Source organism: Escherichia sp. WS2035 (genome assembly GCF_046487065.1).
Classification (GTDB): Bacteria; Pseudomonadota; Gammaproteobacteria; order Enterobacterales; family Enterobacteriaceae; genus Escherichia; species Escherichia coli.
The window spans coordinates 129,844-149,963 of sequence record NZ_JBJQKD010000012.1; the positions used below are offsets into that span (position 1 = coordinate 129,844).

The 20,120-nt window shown below is 51.6% G+C and carries 14 protein-coding genes and 1 pseudogene; all 15 read right to left on the minus strand.

Annotated elements, in window-relative coordinates; all coding sequences use genetic code 11:
- Positions 1–3 precede the first annotated feature (3 nt).
- Positions 4–540, minus strand: coding sequence for a type VI secretion system lipoprotein TssJ (gene tssJ / locus ACJHX4_RS19170; RefSeq protein WP_000484009.1), 537 nt, complete (start codon positions 538–540; stop codon positions 4–6).
- Positions 521–1,587 (minus strand): annotated as a pseudogene (gene tssG, locus ACJHX4_RS19175) (type VI secretion system baseplate subunit TssG). The gene tssJ and the pseudogene tssG overlap by 20 nt, the downstream one beginning before the upstream one ends.
- The gene (gene tssF / locus ACJHX4_RS19180) at positions 1,551–3,311 is read right to left on the minus strand and encodes a type VI secretion system baseplate subunit TssF (RefSeq protein ID WP_000342475.1); all 1,761 of its coding nucleotides are present in this window, start codon (positions 3,309–3,311) and stop codon (positions 1,551–1,553) included. Before tssF ends, tssG begins: the two are co-directional and overlap by 37 nt.
- Positions 3,312–3,870: 559 nt before the next feature.
- On the minus strand, positions 3,871–4,293 hold the full coding sequence (locus ACJHX4_RS19185) for a hypothetical protein (protein WP_000199056.1): 423 nt from the start codon (positions 4,291–4,293) through the stop codon (positions 3,871–3,873).
- Positions 4,286–5,704 (minus strand): PAAR domain-containing protein, encoded by a 1,419-nt coding sequence (locus ACJHX4_RS19190; protein WP_001531920.1) that lies wholly within the window; start codon positions 5,702–5,704, stop codon positions 4,286–4,288. Before ACJHX4_RS19190 ends, ACJHX4_RS19185 begins: the two co-directional genes overlap by 8 nt.
- Before the next feature lie 5 nt (positions 5,705–5,709).
- Positions 5,710–7,320 (minus strand): type VI secretion system protein TssA, encoded by a 1,611-nt coding sequence (gene tssA / locus ACJHX4_RS19195; protein WP_012896833.1) that lies wholly within the window; start codon positions 7,318–7,320, stop codon positions 5,710–5,712.
- Complete coding sequence (locus ACJHX4_RS19200) at positions 7,313–10,645, minus strand: ImcF-related family protein (RefSeq protein ID WP_023141029.1); 3,333 nt, start codon at positions 10,643–10,645, stop codon at positions 7,313–7,315. The genes tssA and ACJHX4_RS19200 overlap by 8 nt, the downstream gene beginning before the upstream one ends.
- 56 nt (positions 10,646–10,701) lie before the next feature.
- Positions 10,702–11,916 carry a hypothetical protein gene (locus ACJHX4_RS19205; protein WP_001145241.1) on the minus strand — a complete coding sequence of 405 codons (1,215 nt, stop codon included), beginning with the start codon at positions 11,914–11,916 and terminating at the stop codon, positions 10,702–10,704.
- Positions 11,917–11,938: 22 nt separating this feature from the next.
- On the minus strand, positions 11,939–12,532 hold the full coding sequence (locus ACJHX4_RS19210; protein ID WP_404997952.1) for a hypothetical protein: 594 nt from the start codon (positions 12,530–12,532) through the stop codon (positions 11,939–11,941).
- Between the two features lie 10 nt (positions 12,533–12,542).
- A complete protein-coding gene (locus ACJHX4_RS19215; RefSeq protein WP_000764086.1) occupies positions 12,543–13,145 on the minus strand; it encodes a transglycosylase SLT domain-containing protein in 603 nt (200 codons plus the stop codon).
- Positions 13,146–13,166: 21 nt separating this feature from the next.
- Positions 13,167–15,680, minus strand: a complete 2,514-nt coding sequence (locus ACJHX4_RS19220; protein WP_000354273.1) for a type VI secretion system Vgr family protein — start codon at positions 15,678–15,680, stop codon at positions 13,167–13,169.
- A gap of 105 nt (positions 15,681–15,785) precedes the next feature.
- Positions 15,786–17,654 (minus strand): phospholipase effector Tle1 domain-containing protein, encoded by a 1,869-nt coding sequence (locus tag ACJHX4_RS19225; protein WP_000622634.1) that lies wholly within the window; start codon positions 17,652–17,654, stop codon positions 15,786–15,788.
- Positions 17,651–18,178: a DUF3304 domain-containing protein gene (locus tag ACJHX4_RS19230; protein ID WP_000522562.1), complete on the minus strand. Its 528-nt coding sequence runs from the start codon at positions 18,176–18,178 to the stop codon at positions 17,651–17,653. The genes ACJHX4_RS19225 and ACJHX4_RS19230 overlap by 4 nt, the downstream gene beginning before the upstream one ends.
- Positions 18,179–18,221: 43 nt before the next feature.
- Positions 18,222–19,043, minus strand: coding sequence for a DUF4123 domain-containing protein (locus tag ACJHX4_RS19235; RefSeq protein WP_000093702.1), 822 nt, complete (start codon positions 19,041–19,043; stop codon positions 18,222–18,224).
- A gap of 2 nt (positions 19,044–19,045) precedes the next feature.
- Positions 19,046–20,120: DUF2345 domain-containing protein (locus ACJHX4_RS19240; RefSeq protein ID WP_215423581.1), on the minus strand; the 1,075-nt coding region annotated here is incomplete at its 5' end.

Consider the following 20,120-nt stretch of genomic DNA (forward strand, 5'->3'; position numbering starts at 1 on the left):
CGGTTATTTATCCTTGAGAGGCAGCAGTCGCAGGTCGCTTCTCATCAGTTCAATCGAGCGCGGCTTGTCGGCCTCCAGTTCGTCCCTTTTGATCACCAGACGCCAGCTGTCGCTTTTTTCATCAGGGTGATAAAACTGCCCAATAATGGCGACAAACTGCGTCTCTTTATCCAGCGGCACATTCAGGGATGCCGTGCCTTCCGGTTTTACCCAGACGGTGTGTTTTGCCAGTACGTTCTTCTCCAGCGTCTTCTCTTCCTGCATAAACAGGGTGTCATAATCCGCCTTGTCAAAATCTTCGCGGGTTTTCAGTTGCCAGACATGCACCATCGTGGAAAGCGGCGTATCTTCCGCATCCGTATTCAGGGCACTTCGGGAGAAGAAATCGAGATGCAGTATTTTGATTTGCTTGTAGAAAACGGCTGAGGCCACGCTTTTCGATTCATCCACCACTTTCTGAATCAGCCCGCAGCCGCTCAGAACAACCGTCAGCATCGCCATACAGAGCAGCGCCGGACGTTTAAAACGAATAGGAAACATGAGTCATACTCTCCCTGTTACGAATGGAAAAAGCGGGTATTAATCCCTGATAACGCCCCAGACTGACCGTCACTGTTCCGGTCGCGGGCGCGGCAAAGGAGGCGCGAAGGATGCCGGTACGGCTAATCTGTACACGCTGTTTTCCCAGCCGGGCAGCAGGCAACAGGCTGACGGGCAGCGTCAGTTGCAGTCGGGCCTGACAGCGCCAGCCCAGATAAACGCGCAGCAGCACCAGCAAATCGCTGTGCAGTTGCCCGCCGGGCAGCCAGCCACGTGCTTCTGCGGCATCTTCGGTATACAGTTTCAGCAGCAACTGGCTGTTGACGTCGGTGCCGGTACGCCCCAGCAGCGTTCGCGTTTTCAGGCTGATGGGTGAATTTTTTGACAGACCCGCAGGGGCCGGGAGAATTACAGGCTGCGGATCATGAGGCACCACCGTCGCTTTCGTCAGCGGGGCAAGCAGTCCCACCAGTGCCGTAACGCCTTCCGCCGTGCGCGTCGGCAGGCGCATCACGCTGAGCAGGGCCAGAAAACGGGATACCGGCGTGGCGATATGGTTCTCGCTGCCGGGAATACCCAGCCCGATGAGTCCCAGCAGGCAACGGGAAATGTCATCCACTGCACCTGCTTCAAACGACGCCGGGTAGTTATATTTGCGCCAGATGCGGTAATACTGGGTGATAAAGCGATGGTTAAAAATATCGAGAAACGCCATCACCGCGTCATGTCCGTCATGACGCTGGGTAATGTAGTCCAGATAGGCGGTTGGCAGTGGCGAATCCACGCCGTACAGGCCGAGAATGTGGGTGGCGCGTCGGGATTGTCCACGTCACGTTCAACGTTCTTTAACTCGCTGACCGGAAAGCCCATCCCCGGATGAGGACGAAAGCGCACCGCATCGGCGGCGGGGCTGTCGGTACTGCCCAGCGGCGCGTTCTGCTGGCGCTGTTCCAGCAACTGGCAAAAACGGTAAAAATTGATCCGCGCAATATCCGGGGCCAGCCGGTCGGTCAGCCCGGTACGCGCTGGCTGTGATGCTCTGTCCATTGCAGGCACTTTCCTGTGGGTTGCAGAATTAAGGTTAGTTGAGTGAATAAGTGGATATCGGCATACAGTGCGAAGAAGCGGTGCAGCAGTTCACCAAACAGCGTGATATCACCTTCTCCGGCAAAGCCGTTACTGTCCAGCGTCACCTGAATATCCACGCCACGCAGCAGAAAGCCTCTTTCAAAACGCTGTATCAGGCTGTGCTGAACGTCGACAATCGCCGCCAGACGACGGCGGTTCATCTCGCTTTCGGTCCAGTCGTACAGCGCCAGCGTGCCGCGCAGAATTTCGGCGTTATCCATCATCGATAAAAAGTTAGAACCAAGGTGGCTGAGCACCCGCCAGTGGAAGCGGTCACGCGCCGGGGGATAGCAGGGCTGCGTCGGGGCGCACAGGTTGCGCACCCGCAGGACGTTCTGTGAGGCATGAACTGGCGTATCGAGCAGCGTGCTCTGTAAAGCTTTACGGGGAAGCTGCCCGTTAGTACCGGTCAGGCTTAAGGACAGGGTTTCATCCTCCAGCATCCGGTCAGTATCAAACGCATCGCCGCCCAGAATCAGCCAGGTGTCATGCAGGCCGGAAGGGCCGCGCTTTACCCGCGTGTGGTAATAGCGTTCCGGCGCATCGTGGCGCAGCATCCCGCCCCGGTGACGAAAGCTGGAGAATGGCACATACGCCTGACTGCCGGTATGGCGCGAAGAAATAATGTTGTCGACGGAATAAATCTCGGTATGCCCGTCCTGAATGCGCATCGGGCGCAGCAGAAATTCGTTTTCCAGTGGCGAAAGGTGTAACGGATCGGCTTCCAGCGGAAACAGGTTGATGACCGGCACGCAGTGCAGACGGATATTATCGCTGTCAAACGGCAGGTCGTGAGGCCAGTTCTCGTTCAGCAACACGTCAATCTCAAAGCCGGTTATCCCCTCCGGCCATGCAACCTGCTCCAGCCCGTTCAGCGCCACGAACATAAACTTCTCGCGGAAGGTGAAATACTCCAGCAGCAACTGGTAGCCGCTGAACGCCGATTCGCCTTTCGGCCACAGTCGGTCATCGTCATCAAAACCCATCGGGGAAAAGTGCGCGTCCAGCACACGGCGTCCCTGCCCTGGCAGACGCAGCCAGAACTGCTGCGTACCAAGCGTTAAAGCCCGGTGCAGCGCACAGGCCACCGGGCTGTCGGCACTGAGGTACAGCGGCAGGCGGGATAAATCAATCTGTGACCAGTCACCAACCAGCGGGCCGCATTCAAAGCGCAGACGGATAACCGAGCGTCCGTCCGGTTCATATTGCAATGACACGTCCGGCAACGCCAGCGGATGCAGCGTGATATCCCGCGTGGCGCTGTAGACGCAGCGGGTTCTGCGTTCGCCGATGGGACGGGATAGCACCTGAAACTCTTTCAGCGTATCACTTTGCTTCATTTGTTGGTGATCCGTGGTCAGTTCGACCACGGAAAGCGACGGAATAGTGCGCAGGTAGTGCGGCCACAGCAGGCTGACCAGCCCTTCAGTCAGTTCCGGCAGATCGTCGTCCAGCTTTTCGCGCAGGCGGCCCATTAAAAAAGCGAAGCCCTCGAACAGGCGCTCCACATAGGGATCGCGTGCGCCGGGTTTATCAAGATTAAGCATCGCAGCGCGGTCGGGGTAAGCCTGCGCAAATTCTTTCCCCGCTTCACGCAGGTAGCGCATTTCGGCCTCAAAGTAGCGTTGGGTCAGGTCGTCCATCGGAGGATTTATCTTTCCTTTTATTGAAATTAATACCAACGAGTAGTGAGATTAGAATTTTTTATTTTCAGAATCCTAAGGACATATAGATGGATCATTTATTTCAAAAGAAAAATCGGACTCCATACTAGATGAGGATTTCTTCAATAAAGAGGATATATGATATCCAGATAAAGTTTTAGAATTATTACCATCAGATATCAAAATACTAAGTTCAGACACAATATTCACAGGGTTTTTATTAAAAACATCTGACTCTCTACCTGTGTAAATAAAGTATACAATTGGCTTTCGTTCTCCGACATCAAGATGGAAATTATCTCTTACTTTACCATCATAATGTGTTGAATTATTAACTGTCGAAATGCTAATAGATACTTTGCATGTATTTACCATGACAATGGAACAAGAATAGAATGGTTGAGATAAACATCCAGCACACAGTGTGCATAATAAAAAAGAGAATATTAATCTAATCATCAAATTTCACTTGGTAGTATCAAAAAATTACAAATGATTAATAATGTCAATTTTTCAGTTGATTATGATATGAATCATACTATGGGCAAATATTCTGACTATCTATCATGTACTTTACAACCCCATGCTTCTTATCGTCTTTTGTTGAAATGTCCCTGGATAATTCAATTAGATCGTTTTTCCCAAATTTTTTTTCACGTCCTGATGATAAGATAACAAACGGATAGTCAAAATTACCCGAGCTATCTTTATTTACGGTGAATGCTTCTTCATATTGGAAACCATCATTGATGTTTTCAGTATAAAAATAAGACAAAACATCAATCCCATTAACAGGTAAGTAAATATGATGTTGCTTAATAACATTACCTCCAAAAACATACTCAGGAATAAACACATTAATATCTGAGGAACATACATTCCTAATCCTGACGACATTGGAATACTTCATTTGCGAAGTACATCCGGCAAGAAATAATAAAGCAATAACTACTCTAGTCATCAAATTTTATCCTGCTTAACCAGATCAACCCCTGAACATCTTCATCTGCTGCAACCAATCGAGTATACATGTCAGGACGATATTTTCCATATTTCATTACATCAATCTCTCCCTGAGCGGGCATAACATTCCCTGGTATTGTTTTTTGCATAAGAGTAGATGTTCCTTTATGAGTCCACGAATAATCAGGGCTAGAACCCTCTCCATATTCATCCAGTACTTTATGCCCCATTTCATGAGCACTATCCCATTTATATCTGTTATTAGCGTCAAGAAGTGCCTGTAATTCATCTTGAATATCCTTATAACTATCACCGTAGTTATAATATATTTTTTCAAATCCTGATAGACTAACGGATGCCTGAAAGTCAGGATCTAATGATGATATCAAAGAAAAAGTTCGCATGGATGGAGTAATATTTATCTCAGCCTTTACATTTACTTTAAAAACACCAATCGCTGTAACAATACTTTCACCAATCCCCCCGCCGCGACTTCCATTTCGAGACCAATAAAATTCAACTCCATTTTTGGTCAGGTCAACCAAGTCGTTATAAGGAACTGGGGATAACTTAGGATTACTTCCTTTTATCCCTCCATCACTAACTGCCAGTCGCCATATTATATTTACTGTCTTATTGTTTTTGTTAACTTCTATATCTACCCAATCTTCCTCATTCGCAGAAGTTTTCAATGGATAATCAACTTTTATCATCATATCACCACATAAAGCAATCAGTCTTACGAGTAGTGATTTACTTTTTAGCTTAGTTGTATCCAGTATGCCTTGATTACTGTAGCCATCCCATTGCCAGGCATGCTCTCCCTTAGTAAAATATTTACCGGTCTGCCGTTCACTATAAATCACTTCATTGCCATCAAGCACTTCCAGGGAAAGTCCTTCAGCCTCATCGCCTTTATTTGTGATGGTAAAATCTATTTTTTCTGTATTCTTCGTGCTACCACCGTTTATCATTTCTTTATAATCAGGTATATTCAGTGGCGTCAGTATCTTATTACCTGATAATTTAATTCTGTAATCCAGTTTTACATCATCAGAGGATGAATCAGAACCAGAAGTCAGATCCTTTTTCGCCGACTGCGCATGTTGTTCCGCTTCACTTTCCCCGTCATCCGTCTCATACGTATCATCCATCATTGACGCAATAAACCGTGCTTTACACGGGCAACTGCTCTGACTGTCCAGCGTCCCCGCCATCAGCCTGCCGTGAATATCTGTTTCAGGAACGCCGCCCACAATAATAAACATTCCCGGATATCTGCCGCAGGTGACCCGGTCCATATCCCGTGCCTGCGGGATACCCATGATCGTATGGTCGTCCGCCCCTTCAATAATTTTTCCACCACAGGTGGTCTTATCCCCCCTGACCAGAAAGTAGCCTGTTCCCATTGCCATCAGTCCTTATGTTGCGTATCACACAATACCGCTGCCCGTACCGGATCGATTGCCACCAGCGTTCCCAGCAGGATTTCCATTTTTCGGTTCAGCAGGGCTTTATCCGCATAGCGGTGCGCCCGCAGACGCAGCAGTTTCAGTTGTCGGGCTTTTACTTCAAACAGCAGCTCTGGCTCCCACTGTGTCAGCGTTATTCCCTGTGCGGCGGTATCCAGTTCTTCCAGCAGCAGGAGCGCCATCTCGTTTTTACCGTACTGTTCCGCCACCCGTGCCATCAGCAGTCGCAATAACAGGCGCTGTCGTGCCGTGGTGATGCCCGGACGGGTCTGTATCCAGCCCAGCGCCGCTTCCACGCCCTGACTGTCAGCCATCTCCAGTGCTTCCGGCTCCAGCGCCAGTACGTCATTTGTGGCGTCGTCTGTCGGCACAGCGGCTTTCCCCGCAAGCCATGCGCCGTCTTCCCGCATCATGACCTGCTGCGCTATCCAGTTGCGCGTCACCTCATCGGCAAACGGCGTGCCGTCGTTCCATGCCAGATTTTCCAGCCCCGGCAGGCGCTCCAGCAGCAGCGCCAGGTCCTGACGGATAACCGCTGTCCATCTGTCCCACGGTGCGCCCGCCTTCGCCAGCGCCTGATGCAGATACCACTGGATATCCAGCCAGAAATGGCTGACACCGGTGCTGAACATCAGGTCGGCCTGCTCCAGCAGTTCCGTCCAGTTCTGCTGGGCATACAGCCGCTTAAGCTGGTTGCGTGATTCGGTGCGCGGCGGGGCCAGCCGGGTTTTGCCGTCCACGTCCGGCGGCAGTTCATGCACCGTGTCCCAGCGCAGGGTTTTCATCAGCCGGTGTGCTGAAAGCCAGCCCTGCGGCTGTTCGTTCAGATAACGGGCCAGCACTTTCGCCTGGTCGAGTAGGTCGCGCCCGGAGGTGATGGTCTGTACCTGCGGCGCATCCACCGGGGAAGACGGTGCCGGAACGCCGCTGCTGTTTTGCGGCACCACCGCGTTCATCCCGCCCGACTGCGCCAGACGTGATTCCAGCGCGTTAATCAGCGGCATCAGGGAGGGGGAATGCTGGTCTTCGGGCCATGCAGTGAAGGAAACCGACAGTTGATTAAGAGCGGCAACAATGTTCGCAAAATCCTCTTTTGCCACCTCCGGGTAGCGGGCAAGGCTGTCGAGCATCTTTTCCCCCGCCAGCCACTCCAGCGCCATTTTTCGGCTTGCCGGTCGCGAGGGCAGCAGTTGCGTACCGAAGCGTTCCACCAGCCCGGCTAACAGCGCCAGTCCTTCAGCCAGTCCGCGCTCACCGTCGCGGTGCAGTCGCGCCCAGATGTAGTAAGTGGCGATGCGCACGTCTTTGGCCTGCGTCAGCAGCAGGGATTCGGCAAGCTGGCAGATAAGGCCGGTATCGGCACCGGACAGTTTGTTCATTTCGTCGCGGATACGCAGGAAATCGTCGTGGTAGCCGGGGTCTTCCCCGACCGGCGTGTCTGCCGTCACCGGCAGCAGCCATGTCTGCCACAGCGCCGCCTGTGTTCGCGCCACATCCAGTGCATCCCGGTCGGCAAAACAGCTACGGGTCAGCTTTTGCAACAGTTCACTCATCGGCGTCTTCCCCATACTCTTCCGCATCCTTCATACTCCTGCCGGTCAGAAATACCTGTCCCGGCAGGCGGAAGTTTTTCAGTTCCAGCAGCGCCAGCGGCCCTTTACCCTGTTCAACCCGCAGCAGGTAATTCAGTGGCAGGCCGTCCTGCGCTTTCCACACCACTTTAAAGGTGCTGCTGTCGACCGGTGTTACCTGCGCCCGTTCCAGCAGGCGAATAAGGCTCCAGCTTCCCCGGTAATCCGCCAGTATGCGTTCCATCGCCTGTGTGCTGGTCCAGCTCAGCGATGCGCCGGGTTGCCACTGTTCATCCGGCCAGTTAAAACGCTGCCAGCGTTCTTTCTGGTTGAAATACTCCAGTTCCTGCCCGTCAATCACCAGATGCGTTTTCATCACGTCACGCGCCGGTTTTGCCCGCAGTTCGAAATGTATTCCGGCATCGCCGCTGGCAAAGGCGGTATCGGCCACATCGCGCAGGCGGTTCAGGGCGCGGATAAAGTCCGGGTTGACCGTCAGCCCCTGCGTGTTCATGGCGTCAGCCACCCAGTAGCGGCCTTCACGTTTCAGAACACCGGAAAGGTTGGCGGCGATAAACTGGTTGATGCGTCCGTCATCGCGCAGGTACTGCGCCAGCAAGGGAAGAGAGGCATCGTTCTGTGAGGCTTTGAACGGATAGCGGCCAGCGAAGTCCTGATTCCAGTGACTGACAATCGCCCGTTGCCACTGGCGGTTCAGGCTGTCCGCTGCGGGCGTCAGCACCTGCCGCCACGACTGTTCCACCGGGCGGACGAACAGCGCCTGACCGAAGCCACTCCATTCTTCGCCCAGACTGGCGGCGATTAACCGCCCGTAGTCGCGGGTGTCGGTGAGGTCAACGGTTTTGCCCTGTAAAACCGTCTGCGCCAGTTGCTGGGTCATCTCCTGCGGGTCGGGGGCGTTGGTCACCTGTTGCAGTTTGAGGCGTACGCGGGTGACGCGGGTCAGATACGTTTGCAGGTTGAGTTGCGTATCACCACCACCGCCTCCTGACTTATCGCCCAGCAACCGCAGCAGCGGCGCGAAGGTTTTATCCAGCGGCCCGGCAGGCACGTCGCCTTCACGGGATTGCTGCGGCGTTTTCTCCTTGCCGTTAAACAGTTCCTGTGCCGATTTCGCCAGCGAGTCTGACAGGCCACGATTTTCCCTGCCTGTTGCCACCTGCCACGCAATAGTGTCTGTCAGTGCAATCAGTGGCGACTGACGGGCATCGGCCATCAGCGTCAGCTGGTCGAGAATGCCGGAGAGCGAGTCTTCCTTTTTCCAGCGAATGCTGTTGAGAAACGCCAGCCAGCTTCCGGCAAAGTCGGTAAAGTAGCGTGAGGTGAGGCGGTTACGCAGCGTATCCGGCGAGATATCAGCAGAGGTATCCTGCTGGCGGTCGCTGAGTACCCAGTCGATTTCCTCGCGCCGCGCCGTCACCACCTGCTCGATAGCTTCCCTGACCTGTCCTTCCCATGCCTGACGGGTGAACATCCCCGGCACCGTCTGTTCCGTACTGAAAAGAGATTCAGTGAGGGTATCCCCGGTCATGTCCGCCAGCGTCATATCGGCGTAGTTGCGGGACACCTGTTGCAGCACGTTCTGGTAGAGGGTGTTTTCGGCATTACGCACACCAATCTGGCGCAGCAGGATTTTACGCACCGCGCCGGTCAGTTCCGGTGGCGGTGAGGTTTTCCACTGCGGGTGTTCCGGCAGGTTCGCCATCCAGAAGGTCAGCAGTGACGGCAACACGCTCTGCCGCACGCCTTCCGGGATATTTTCATAGCGCAGGCCGTCTGCCATCAGCGTGGTACTGAAAAAGGCAGCGTCGGCCTTTTCCGGGCGGGAAGTCATCAGCAATGCCTTAAGCTGCTTATAGCGTTGTTCACCGGTGGCGGTACGCTGAGGACTGTTGGGCGGCAGGGCGACAAAGGCGTTCAGTTGCTGTTGCAGATGGTCAACGGCCACGTCGCGCACCAGCCGGTTTGCCGCCTGCGCATAGCCGGGAAAGGCGGCGGCGAGCAGTTGCTGGTTACGTTCAGGGCCAAAACGCTGATACCACGGCGCACCTTCGCGGATACGGTATTGCAGGCGTTCCAGTTCGCCCTGCAGGGTATGCAGCGCCACCAGTTGTTCTGCCAGCGGCAGGCGGGTATCGAGCGCCCGCGCCGTCTGGATGCTGGTTTCCTGAACAAGTGCGCGGTTGGCGAAGAACGAGGTCGTCATTCCGGCCCCCCCTATCGCCAGCACGCAGACAGCGGACATCAGTGCGGTACGCAGCCACGGAAAGCCCACCGCGCGGCCCCGCGCGTTATCGCCGGTGATGCCTGCCCAGACCGGCGACGGCAGCCACGCATGAGGTGCGGCCTCCGGTACGGCGGCAAGCGGCGGGCTGAACATCAGGCCGCGCAGGCGCAGGGAAGAAAATGCGCCGCCTGCCAGCAGCGGTTTCAGGACGGTCTGCCAGTGGGTGATACCCCGCTCTGCAAGGGTATGGGCCAGACGCAGCAGAAAATCATGGCGGTTATCGGTCAGCAGCTGCGACATGCCCTGTTCCGTCAGCGGTAGGGTCTGTGCTTCCAGCATTGCAGCCAGTTGTTCCGGGGTACAGCCTTCCGGCAGCAGGCAGCCGACGCTTTGCAGGACGCGCCCGGACTGATAATCACCGTTGTCACAGACCTGCCACAAATAGAATGGGGCCTGAAAACCGAGTCGCTTACCGCCGTTTATCAGTTCGCGCCAGCCTTTGTCGAGTTGCGCTGTCTGGCGGCTCTGTTCTTCTGTCAGCGGCCAGATGATGCCGTCCAGCGGACGGCTGCGGCGCAGTTTTTTTAAGGCGGTCAGTAGCGCGACATCAGGCTCCGCTGATGGCCTGCCGCCGTATATCAGCACCGTGTGGTCGCCCTCCAGCCAGTGTTGCCCGGTCAGCCCCGGCGCGATGGCCTCTGCCTGTTCAGGCTCGCCGGTCACCAGCAGCAGGCGGATTTTACGCCGCCAGAATGGGCCGTAGCGGTCGCGCAGGAAGGCGGCGAGTTCCACCATTGCCGGATGACGGCTGTCGGCTTTCTTTGTCGTCACCGCACGATAGTCATCTCCGGCGGCAAGCTGTCTGCGGAGTTCAAAGTTCTGCACGGCAGCGTGGCGGTTCAGCAGATGATAAACCCCCATGATAATCAGAAAGACCACGCCTGCGGCAATCACGCCAGCCATCCAGTACATTTGCTGTGAGCTACCCGGTTCAACGCCCAGCAATGCCGGTTTACGGTGAATAAACGTGCAAAGCGCAACCACAACAGCCACGGTCATGACGATGGCAGGCCCTGAAACCGAACGGGGCCGGAGACGGTTTAATCCCGGAACCACTATGATGCCTCCTGAGGGGAAACGAATGGCGACACCACGGTCGCCCATGAATAATGCCCGCCCTGAACGCCGCTGAGCGTCAGTTGGGGGTGTTGTGATTGTATTGCCGCCAGCGTTGCCACAGCGACGGACAGCCACGGCGCAGCCGGTCCGGAGCGCCCCAGAAAGGCATCCAGCTCGTACATCAGGGCTTCCTGAGCAAACGGCTGGTTCAGGCTTAACAACGCGGCACGCTGTTCCCTGTCCAGTTCGGCAGTCCACATACCGGATATGGCATCTGGCTGCACCGGCATCCAGTCCAGCGCCTGTGCAATGCCTGACGCCATCATCTCTGTATCAGTGATACATTCAGGACGATGCAGCAGGGCCAGCGGCGTCAGCGCGGTTTGCGTCAACCGGTTTGCCAGCAACAGCGCGGTGGCGGATTCTGCCGTCCGTTCCGGGTTCTTCGGTTCCAGACGCACGGAAATCACCAGCAGTACGGCCTTTTCCTGAATGTGGTTGTCCAGCCAGTCGTCCACGGCGGCCAGCCCCGGCTCCGGGGCTGAAAACAGACGGGCTTCCGGGAGTCCGGCTTTTTGCCATTCGTCCTGCCAGATAGTTCTCACGGAGGCCCCTGAAAGCGGCGCATCAATTTCCAGTAGTACGTTGATATGAAAATCATCGGGTAGCCGCGTCAGTTGCAGCCTGATATCGCTGAACAGACGGGAAAAAACTTCGGATAGACGTCCGGTAACCGGTTTATTGGTTAATACAGGGATGACGCTGCGACGCACAGTATCTTCTCCGCGCAAGTCAGCGTAGGTATTCAACACCTGCTGACGTGCCAGAAATGCTGTTATAGTTTCTGCAACGGAATCACCATTCAGCGCGGTTTGTACGGAAAAACTGAGTATCTGCAACGCCCGTCGTCCCCGGCGCGTTTCCTGCAAAATCACCTCTTCCCGGCGCTTATTCCAGGCATCAGTCCGAATGTACTGCGTGATAAAAAACAGCCAGCGAACTGAAGCAACCAGTGACCAGATAAAGGCAGGCACACCACAGGCCAGCCCCCAGAAATACGGGCCGTTTTTTGCCAGTTCATCGCTGGCGAATAATGAAGTCAGGGCCACACCGACAGACAGCATCAGTAATAAAGCTGTCAGCCACTTAATTCGGGCTGGCGGTACGGGATAGGGTTCTGCGTCGGGAATGGTATTAAGTCGGACTGGCATCAGTACATCCCTTTATTTTGCATTATCGACCAGAAGTTAATAACCAAGTGAAATTTAAAGTTATGTATAGAGTCATTTTATTTAATGCAAAAATTATGTAACCATCTTTTGATGGTAGATTATCTGATGAGTATGCTCTTTCTCCTGACTTTTTCGCATTATCATAGATAATATATTTCCCTTTCCATGTCCCAACATCCATTTGGTTTCGGATGATAATTAAAATATTGTTTTTTCCAAACCATACCGCTTCGGGAATATTTCTCTCTGCGAAACAAAAGCCTTCAGGAGAGTTCTTACCTTTAAACCCATTTTCCCAACCAGTTACCAGACAACCTTTTATATATGGAGAACCATATTCCAGCGCAAAGATAAGAGAACCATTTATGCACTGAGAAAGAACCACATCTCCAAAAAAATCATAACTTTTAGTTGGAGTATCTAAAAAGGCCCCGGTGATAACATTTCTGAATTTTAGATATAATGTATCACCGTCAATGGTTCTAAGGGAAAGCAACTGCACACTTTCATTTTTTTTCAATTGACAGGTTTTCACGATTTTAATCTTATCGCCTGAAAAACAGGGGAAAGAAAAAAAACAAAGTAATATTAACATAATGCGCATACTATCTTCCTATTCCCTCCATTAGTATTTGTATGTTATCAGGATCTTTAGCCAGTTTTTCAGCGCAAGGTTTTATAACAGAATAGTATGCTTCATCTGTTCCACGATATGTCCGATATGCCTCCTCAATTGTTGCTTCTTTATCTATCCAGTATTGCAAATACTCTGTGCCAATCTTAATATTTTCTTTTTCATCAAATATTTTATCAGATTTATAAAATGTATCAGCATTAGCGAAAGCTTCATTTGTCTCTTTATCAGTAGTCATTCTTCCTTTTATTTTTTGTTGTCGATATTTAAAAACCTGCCTCACTGCATTTCGTTGCATTTGCATTAAGCCTTTCGCATTATGTTTATTCTTACCTGCAAATTGCTTAAATCTAGATTCTTTATAGATTTGACAAATAATATAATCCTCTCCCATGATGGATTTATTATTATTACGGACAAGTTGACGAATTTGTTTCAATCTTATAGCTGGATCTACATTCACTTGTTTTGGTGCGGTGTCTTTTGCTGGAGTTAATTTTTCGCTCTTCTTCGTTAGTGTTTTTTTTGCTGATTTATTTGTGGTTTCTTTTTTCTTTTCGGATTTATCTGCCATGTTATATTCTCGCTATATGTCTTAATTAATTTCATCGTCTAAAAACTCATCGGGTTCAAACACACTAATATTAACGACCTCCTCCTTATCAGAGGATATTAGTTCTGTATTTCCATTTTCATCAGTAATCCCACTCATTTTTAGCCCACTTTCCAGTTCTAGTTCATAGGGCCAATTAATAAGTGGTTGCCCAGTATTTTCATCCAGCAAAATAAAGCTCTGATTAAAATCCTCAGACTTAATCACCGGAAATGCCATCAGCTCCGGCGTCAGCTTCGCCTTCGGCTTACGCCCGTAATATCCCGCCTTAACGTTATATTCTCCCGGCGTACCGGCCTCTATCCCACAGGCATCCAGCCGGATGTAGCTGCCACCGCCGTTAAGGGTGATTTTCTTCTTCGCGGTGATTTTAATCTCATCTTCCGTACTGGTGATCTCTATCGATTTCTGCGCCAACAGTTCCATCAGATCGTTCTGTGCCTGTACCGAGATCGCCCCTTTATTGGCAAACAGTTTGATACCCGCTTTGCGTACAAACACGCTCAGCGCCTGACCCACGCCGATAAACATATTCTTCACGACACCGATATCAGCGTGATTTCCTGCGTTCGCGATCAGGTTTTTCGACGCCGCCAGTTGCAGGTGCTCTCCGCTGGCGATCGCCACGCCTTTGGGTGCGCTTAGCAGGATCGCAGCCTGCGTCAGATCTTTTACACTCTGCTGCAACAGCGCTATCTGTGATGACAGATCTGCCGGATCGGCATTCGCCGTCTGCGCATCAGTGGACAGCGACTTCATCTGTGACTGTGCGCCATCCAGTATTGCCATCGCCGGAGCCATTTCGCGCACCTTACCCTGCGCCTTGTCCTGCGCGTCGGAGCTGATAAAGATGCCTTTCTTTGCCCGTACTGTACCCCACAGATCGGTACGCAGTTCAAAGCCTTCCCCGCGCTGCTGTTTTCCGGCATCCACCAGATGGCCGAGGTTGAGCTGGCTCTTGCCGCCATACTCGGTACTGACCTTGATATGCTCTTTGCCGCGCTCGTCATCGAGGCGGATTTTGTTGTTCGCCGGGGTGCGCAGTACGTTGCGCTTGTAGTTCTGAATGGTCACATGGTCGGTGTGTGCCGAGTCGTGTTTTACGCCTGCAATATAAGGTCGGTCCGGGTTGCCTTCCTCAAACGCGATGCTGACTTCCGTTCCCGCCAGCAGCGGCAGATGCAGGCCGTAGGTGTCTCCCGCATACGGGCGCGACTGGCGTACCCACAGGCTTTCATAACCCGGTTTCCACGTATCGCGGTCAAAGTCGAGGTTGACCCGGTAGCGCCCGTCCTTGTCGATATGGGCGTAGATGTCGTTCTTCACCGTGCTGGTGACCCGTGCCGGGAGCGTGCCGGCCATCACGGGGCAGGGGATAAGCGCCGGGCGGTAGCCATAGCGTTCTGAGTACGGGATGGCGGTAAACGTCAGTTCATAGCTGCGGTCACGCGCCGCGCTGGCCGTCACGCCGGTAATCAGTACGCCCTTGCGGAACACCGCTGGCGCGTCGTCACCCTGAACTTTTATCTCCAGCCCCGGCATCAGCAGTGAACTGGTGCTCTGGCCCTGTAGAATGGCCTGTTCATTCAAATAGCGTTCGTGGCGGATACGGGCATAAAACGCGCCGCTTTCCGCTGCCTCTTTATCGCCTTTTTGCAGGAAGTTGTCAGCGTAGTGGTAGGCTTCGCCGTAGGTGGTGTTATCGCCCCCGGTGGCGTCATGCTGGCCTGTGGTCATTTCCGCCGTGGCTTCACGGTAGTTGTAGTCCCGCGTGGAGACGCTTTTTTCCACCACGCTGTACGCGCTGTTCAACCCCCATACGGCTTCCGTTTCACCATCAAACAGCCCTGAAGGATGACGAAGCGGCAGCGTCAGTCCGCGCTCATAGCCGCTCTGGTCGTCATAAAACTCGACAACTTCGATTTTCAGCCGGGCGTCGGTGGCAAAGCGGAACCAGATACCCACCTCCGACAGCAGGCGTGAGACAAACGTCAGGTCGTCCTCACCGTACTGCATCACCTGTTCACGGGCCGGGTATTCGTTTTTGAGGTTAAACACGAAGTCCTGACCGCGCATTTGATGGCGCTCGCGCAGGATTTTTTCGACGATTTGCGGCACCGTCTGGTTCTGGTAGATGGCGTTCTGGCGGCTGCGGGTAAGCAGCGCCATACGGGGTTCAAGGCGCACTTCGTAACGGGCTTCGTCCTGTGACGATGAGAGGTGTTTAAAGCTGGTAATGACGCCGTGCAGGGTGCGCAGGGCAGTCTGCACCGGCATTCCCTGCACGGGCGGTGCCGTCAGGCTGAATGCGCCGTCCTGCATCAGCACCGACTCCGGCGTTATTGCTTTATTGGTACTGGTAAACTCAATGTCGTAGCGGAAGGGTGAGCTGAGCTGTTCGTGGCCCGTAAACGTCAGCACATCCGCCGGGCTTTTCAGGCCGCGAATTTTGAGCTTGTGGTGTGAGTGGTCGAAATTCAGAGTCGGGATATCCATCTCTGTACTCCTTTATATTTATGAAAAATAAATCCAAGTATGATTCTCTTTAAAAAGGGAAAAATGCAAAAAATATAACTAATTAAAGTAAGCTACTTATAATTTCTAATCATCCCTGCGAGTATGTTTCTTTCCATCATCTTTATTTCCTGGAGGTTCATCCGCATCTGGAATTTCAGATGAGCGACGTAAGAAGAAATCTTCAGATATAGAAGGTGTGTGATCAACCTTTTGTATATCATGCACAAAAAAGGAATATAGTGTATTTGCCGTCAAAGATGATGATGATGGCAGATTTTTATCATTATAAACTGCGCGAGAAAACTCAAGGAATTTCACAGCCCGATTGACAGCAGCATTATAAACCTGAGGTTTAAGTTTTATTCGGCTATCATTTTTCCTCGGGTTGACTATAAAGTCATTTCGTAATCCAATAGCTACACTTTTTACATCATTCAACCATCCCCATAGTGAGTCAAGTTCTGAAATCTGCGATTTTATATCATCAGCGTTAGTATTTGGATTAATTCCCGTACCTGCAAGTGGCCCATAGTCACTTATTTTCCCACGATGAGCCGATGTCAACTCCTTATCCAGACGTTCCCGTTCATACTGATACATATAATATTGCTCACCCAACCAGAGAAAATAGTTATCTAGATACTTCTCCTGCATTGCCTCACTAAATACTTTATCCTTCACTTCCTCTCTTTGATAACGACTAACCCAGTAATTTACAGATCCTCCCTGAACAGCATCATTCATAATAAAATAGCTGGCAACTTTCGTATCATATTGATCCAAAGTGTCAAAATCAGGAAATGGCACACCAGCTTGACATGCTGCATGATACATATTGTATAGTGCAACCCTGCACAGTTCTGCACTGGGTTTCTGTTCATCCGGTTTCAAGCCACCACCAATATCTTCACTACAACCGGGAAGCAGTTCTTCCCTGTATTTTTTATTCGCTGTATCCGTTTTTTTCCCCAACAGATACAGACCACGCCATGGACGCCGTTCATGAGCTGCTACAAGGTGAAGTGCGTTATTTACTACGTCCGGCAGTGGTGAGTCCTGATCAATAGCTTTTTCACCTAATACTGAACCAATCATTTTCCCTGGTAAACCCAACCACATAAAAAAATAGTCCAACCCATTATTACTACTAGTCGGTGAATGCCGAGAACAGTCAAAAAGACCAATAAAAGCAATATCTACCAACGCGTTTTTATATTGGTGTTTTTTTTCTTTATTTTTCAGGCAAACTTCCTTAAGAAAATTATCCAAAAATTTACGTGCCAGTGTAGCTCCAAGGTCAAAACCGTATAATGAAACAGAAATTTTTTTGATGGGAACATCTCCCTTCATATTTTCCGTATAAAACTTCTTAAACAATCGCTTTGCAGCTTCAAGGCGTACGGGTTCTCCCGTCATAAAATAGGCGCTCATGGCTTCGCTATCACGCAACCAAGGTGTGGACTCAATTCCTGCTTTGCCTACCGACTTAGCCGCCATCTTGCCAATCCCTTTAACCCACTCTACCGGATTATTGAGATCCTCAAGGAGATTACCAAGCACATCCGTCCATTTCTTTTCTCCTTTAATAACAGACTCCCCTGCATCCGATATAGTATCCTCTGGCAGACTTTTCATATCCTCCAGAAAGTTATCTAAACCAATATCCATAAGAGCGTGAATATTGTCGACAGAATCGTCATGGTAGGCAGTGCCCATTCCGGAGAAATAAAATTTATTATAACAAGTATCACCTGTATTTTTTTGTTCATCAGGATATGCCCGGAACAGGCGGGCAATATTACTCAAACGGCAGTCTGTCGCATCCCGGTCGATATTTCGTCCCACTCCATCAAAAAAGAAAGCGACATGCCAGATCCGGCCACAATTTCCCACTTTACCATCTTCTGACTGTTGTGCTCGTACAGCTGCGGAAATCACTGATTCACTTATCACGGCTGCGCCTCCTGATTTTTTCGACTCGGATAAGAAGGTTCTTTTCGTTTCTCATAGGGCGAACCAGCTCCTTCACTCCAACCCAAAAAAACCTTATCACCAGGCAAGAAATGTACATGCAAAAAATCCTGCCCATGTTTCCTTTCAGGCAAAGGCAGAGTGATACGTCGAACTTCTTCACGCAGTCCCGTATTATACTGAGCGCGAGTCGTACTCAATGTCCAGACGACCTCAGCTTCTTTCCCTCTGATGTCACCGCAGCAAGTCGTTGAACCTCCACCATGTGCAAACGCATTTGCCCCAGCCATGCCGTTCACGCTGAATCCTAATATTGGCCTATCCAGTTCACTATGGATCACCAATATGACTCCTCCAGTTGGAGCTCCCCAGATTGATATTCCTACACACAGTAAAAAATAAGCCACGGGGATCGCTATTAGCATCCGCCACACCCAACGCCCCCAGCGGGCATAACCACGCGTAAGCTTTTGGTCAAATTTTTCCAGTCGGGTAAATAGCCCCATCAGATTTTATTCCCTTTTATCAATTGGTTGGCAAAGATGTATGTCACTGGCGACCAAGGTCAGACAGCGATATTTCATTTCGTTTCACCTTTTCCAGCATGACCTGAAATTCGGCTGACTCAAGATACGCTTTCTTTCCATTCAGATAGCTCAACGCATAAATTTTCTGATCCAGTGGCTTTGTCAATCCGACCACCTGAGCCTTATTCAAGGCCTTCTCCACCATATTTCGCTGAATACAGGGCGGGAAGTGCTCACTCGTTTTCATGGTGCGCCACTCTCTTAAAAGCGCAGATACATCTCCCCGATCCGCTATTTTCTGCCAGAGCGGTTCATCAAGCGTTATGATTTCCACTGTCTCATCGCTGTTATTTGCCACAGTAAGCGGCATGTTCAGCCTTTGCCACCGCGTATCTTCCAGCATCCACCATGATTCTATCTGAGAAAACATTACCGGATGCCAGTCCATATCAGGCCGGGCAGCCAGTTGTTTCAGCACTCGGGGCGTGTAGTACCTCAGCAGAACTTCACGACCATCCGGCGTTTTTGCCATACATCCCACAGCAAGCCGAGACGCCAGTGGCTCCAGCTGCAATTCGGAGAAAGTAATGCCTGCGACAGGTAGTTTCCCGACAAGCACCATCGCCAGATCCTTTTCACTTTCAATACGAACCAACCAGGGACCGTAAGCTGCTACCTTTTTAAGATCGGGCAGTTGATACAGGGAAATTCGTCGGTATTTATAATGCTCCATCATGATCTGAAGCATTTCCTGAGAGAGCGCTCCACCTTCAAATAAAATAAAGGCGTTTAACGTTTCGTTTCGCTTAAGCCAGTGGTCTGCCAGTTGTTGTTCTGAAGACATGATTACACTCCTTCAACAACAGCGTCATCGTTTTTGATGGCATTCAGCAGGCATTCAAGACAAAAATCGGATGAGTCCACGGCTGAAAGGATGGGAAATTCTGGCATAGGAACCTTCTCCGAGGCTTTAGGCTGACGCCCGTAATGTACCGCTTTGACGTTATAATCCCCCGGCGTTCCCGGCTCAATGCCGCTACCCTCTATCCGGATATAACTCCCACCACCATTAATCGTTATTTTTTTCTTCGCGGTGATTTTAATCTCATCTTCGGTACTGACGATCTCTATCGATTTTTTCGCCAGTAACTCCATCAGATCGTGCTGCGCCTGTACCGATACTGCGCCTTTATTGGCAATCAGCCTGATACCCGCCTTGCGTACAAACACGCTCAGCGCCCGTCCCACGCCGATAAACATATTCTTCACTACGCCGATATCGGCGTTGTTTCCCGCATTTATCTGGAGGTTTTTCACCGCGGCCAGTTGCAGGTGCTCGCCGCTGGCGACCGCCACGCCTTTCGGTGCGTGCATCAAAATCACCGAGGCGGTCAGGTCATTTATCCGGCTGGTTATCAATGCTATCTGCGCGGCCATATCCGCCGGATCGGCGTTCGCCGTGGCCGCATCGTCAGACAGTTTCTGGATTTTATCGCTCAGGCTGTTCAGTTCGCTGATAATGTCGGCCATTTCGCGCACCTGACCCTGCGCCTTGTCCTGCGCGTCGGCGCTGATAAAGATGCCTTTCTTTGCCCGTACTGCACCCCACAGATCGGTACGCAGTTCAAAACCTTCCCCGCGCTGCTGTTTCCCGGCATCCACCAGATGACCGAGGTTGAGCTGGCTCTTGCCGCCGTACTCGGTACTGACCTTGATATGCTCTTTGCCGCGCTCATCGTCGAGGCGGATTTTGTTGTTCGCCGGGGTGCGTAGCACGTTGCGCTTGTAGTTCTGAATGGTCACATGGTCAGTGTGTGCCGAGTCGTGTTTTACCCCGGCGATATAAGGTCGGTCCGGGTTGCCTTCCTCAAAGGCGATGCTGACTTCCGTTCCCGCCAGCAGCGGCAGATGCAGGCCATAC

What these genes read in the sequence shown, in the direction of transcription:
- ACJHX4_RS19220 (WP_000354273.1), bottom strand. Translation starts at nt 15,680, where the DNA reads ATGGATATCCCGACTCTGAATTTCGACCACTCACACCACAAGCTCAAA.
- tssJ (WP_000484009.1), bottom strand. Translation starts at nt 540, where the DNA reads ATGTTTCCTATTCGTTTTAAACGTCCGGCGCTGCTCTGTATGGCGATG.
- tssF (WP_000342475.1), bottom strand. Translation starts at nt 3,311, where the DNA reads ATGGACGACCTGACCCAACGCTACTTTGAGGCCGAAATGCGCTACCTG.
- ACJHX4_RS19200 (WP_023141029.1), bottom strand. Translation starts at nt 10,645, where the DNA reads ATGACCGTGGCTGTTGTGGTTGCGCTTTGCACGTTTATTCACCGTAAA.
- ACJHX4_RS19205 (WP_001145241.1), bottom strand. Translation starts at nt 11,916, where the DNA reads ATGCCAGTCCGACTTAATACCATTCCCGACGCAGAACCCTATCCCGTA.
- ACJHX4_RS19185 (WP_000199056.1), bottom strand. Translation starts at nt 4,293, where the DNA reads ATGACTAGAGTAGTTATTGCTTTATTATTTCTTGCCGGATGTACTTCG.
- ACJHX4_RS19210 (WP_404997952.1), bottom strand. Translation starts at nt 12,532, where the DNA reads ATGTTAATATTACTTTGTTTTTTTTCTTTCCCCTGTTTTTCAGGCGAT.
- ACJHX4_RS19230 (WP_000522562.1), bottom strand. Translation starts at nt 18,178, where the DNA reads ATGGGGCTATTTACCCGACTGGAAAAATTTGACCAAAAGCTTACGCGT.
- ACJHX4_RS19215 (WP_000764086.1), bottom strand. Translation starts at nt 13,145, where the DNA reads ATGGCAGATAAATCCGAAAAGAAAAAAGAAACCACAAATAAATCAGCA.
- ACJHX4_RS19235 (WP_000093702.1), bottom strand. Translation starts at nt 19,043, where the DNA reads ATGTCTTCAGAACAACAACTGGCAGACCACTGGCTTAAGCGAAACGAA.
- tssA (WP_012896833.1), bottom strand. Translation starts at nt 7,320, where the DNA reads ATGAGTGAACTGTTGCAAAAGCTGACCCGTAGCTGTTTTGCCGACCGG.
- ACJHX4_RS19190 (WP_001531920.1), bottom strand. Translation starts at nt 5,704, where the DNA reads ATGGGAACAGGCTACTTTCTGGTCAGGGGGGATAAGACCACCTGTGGT.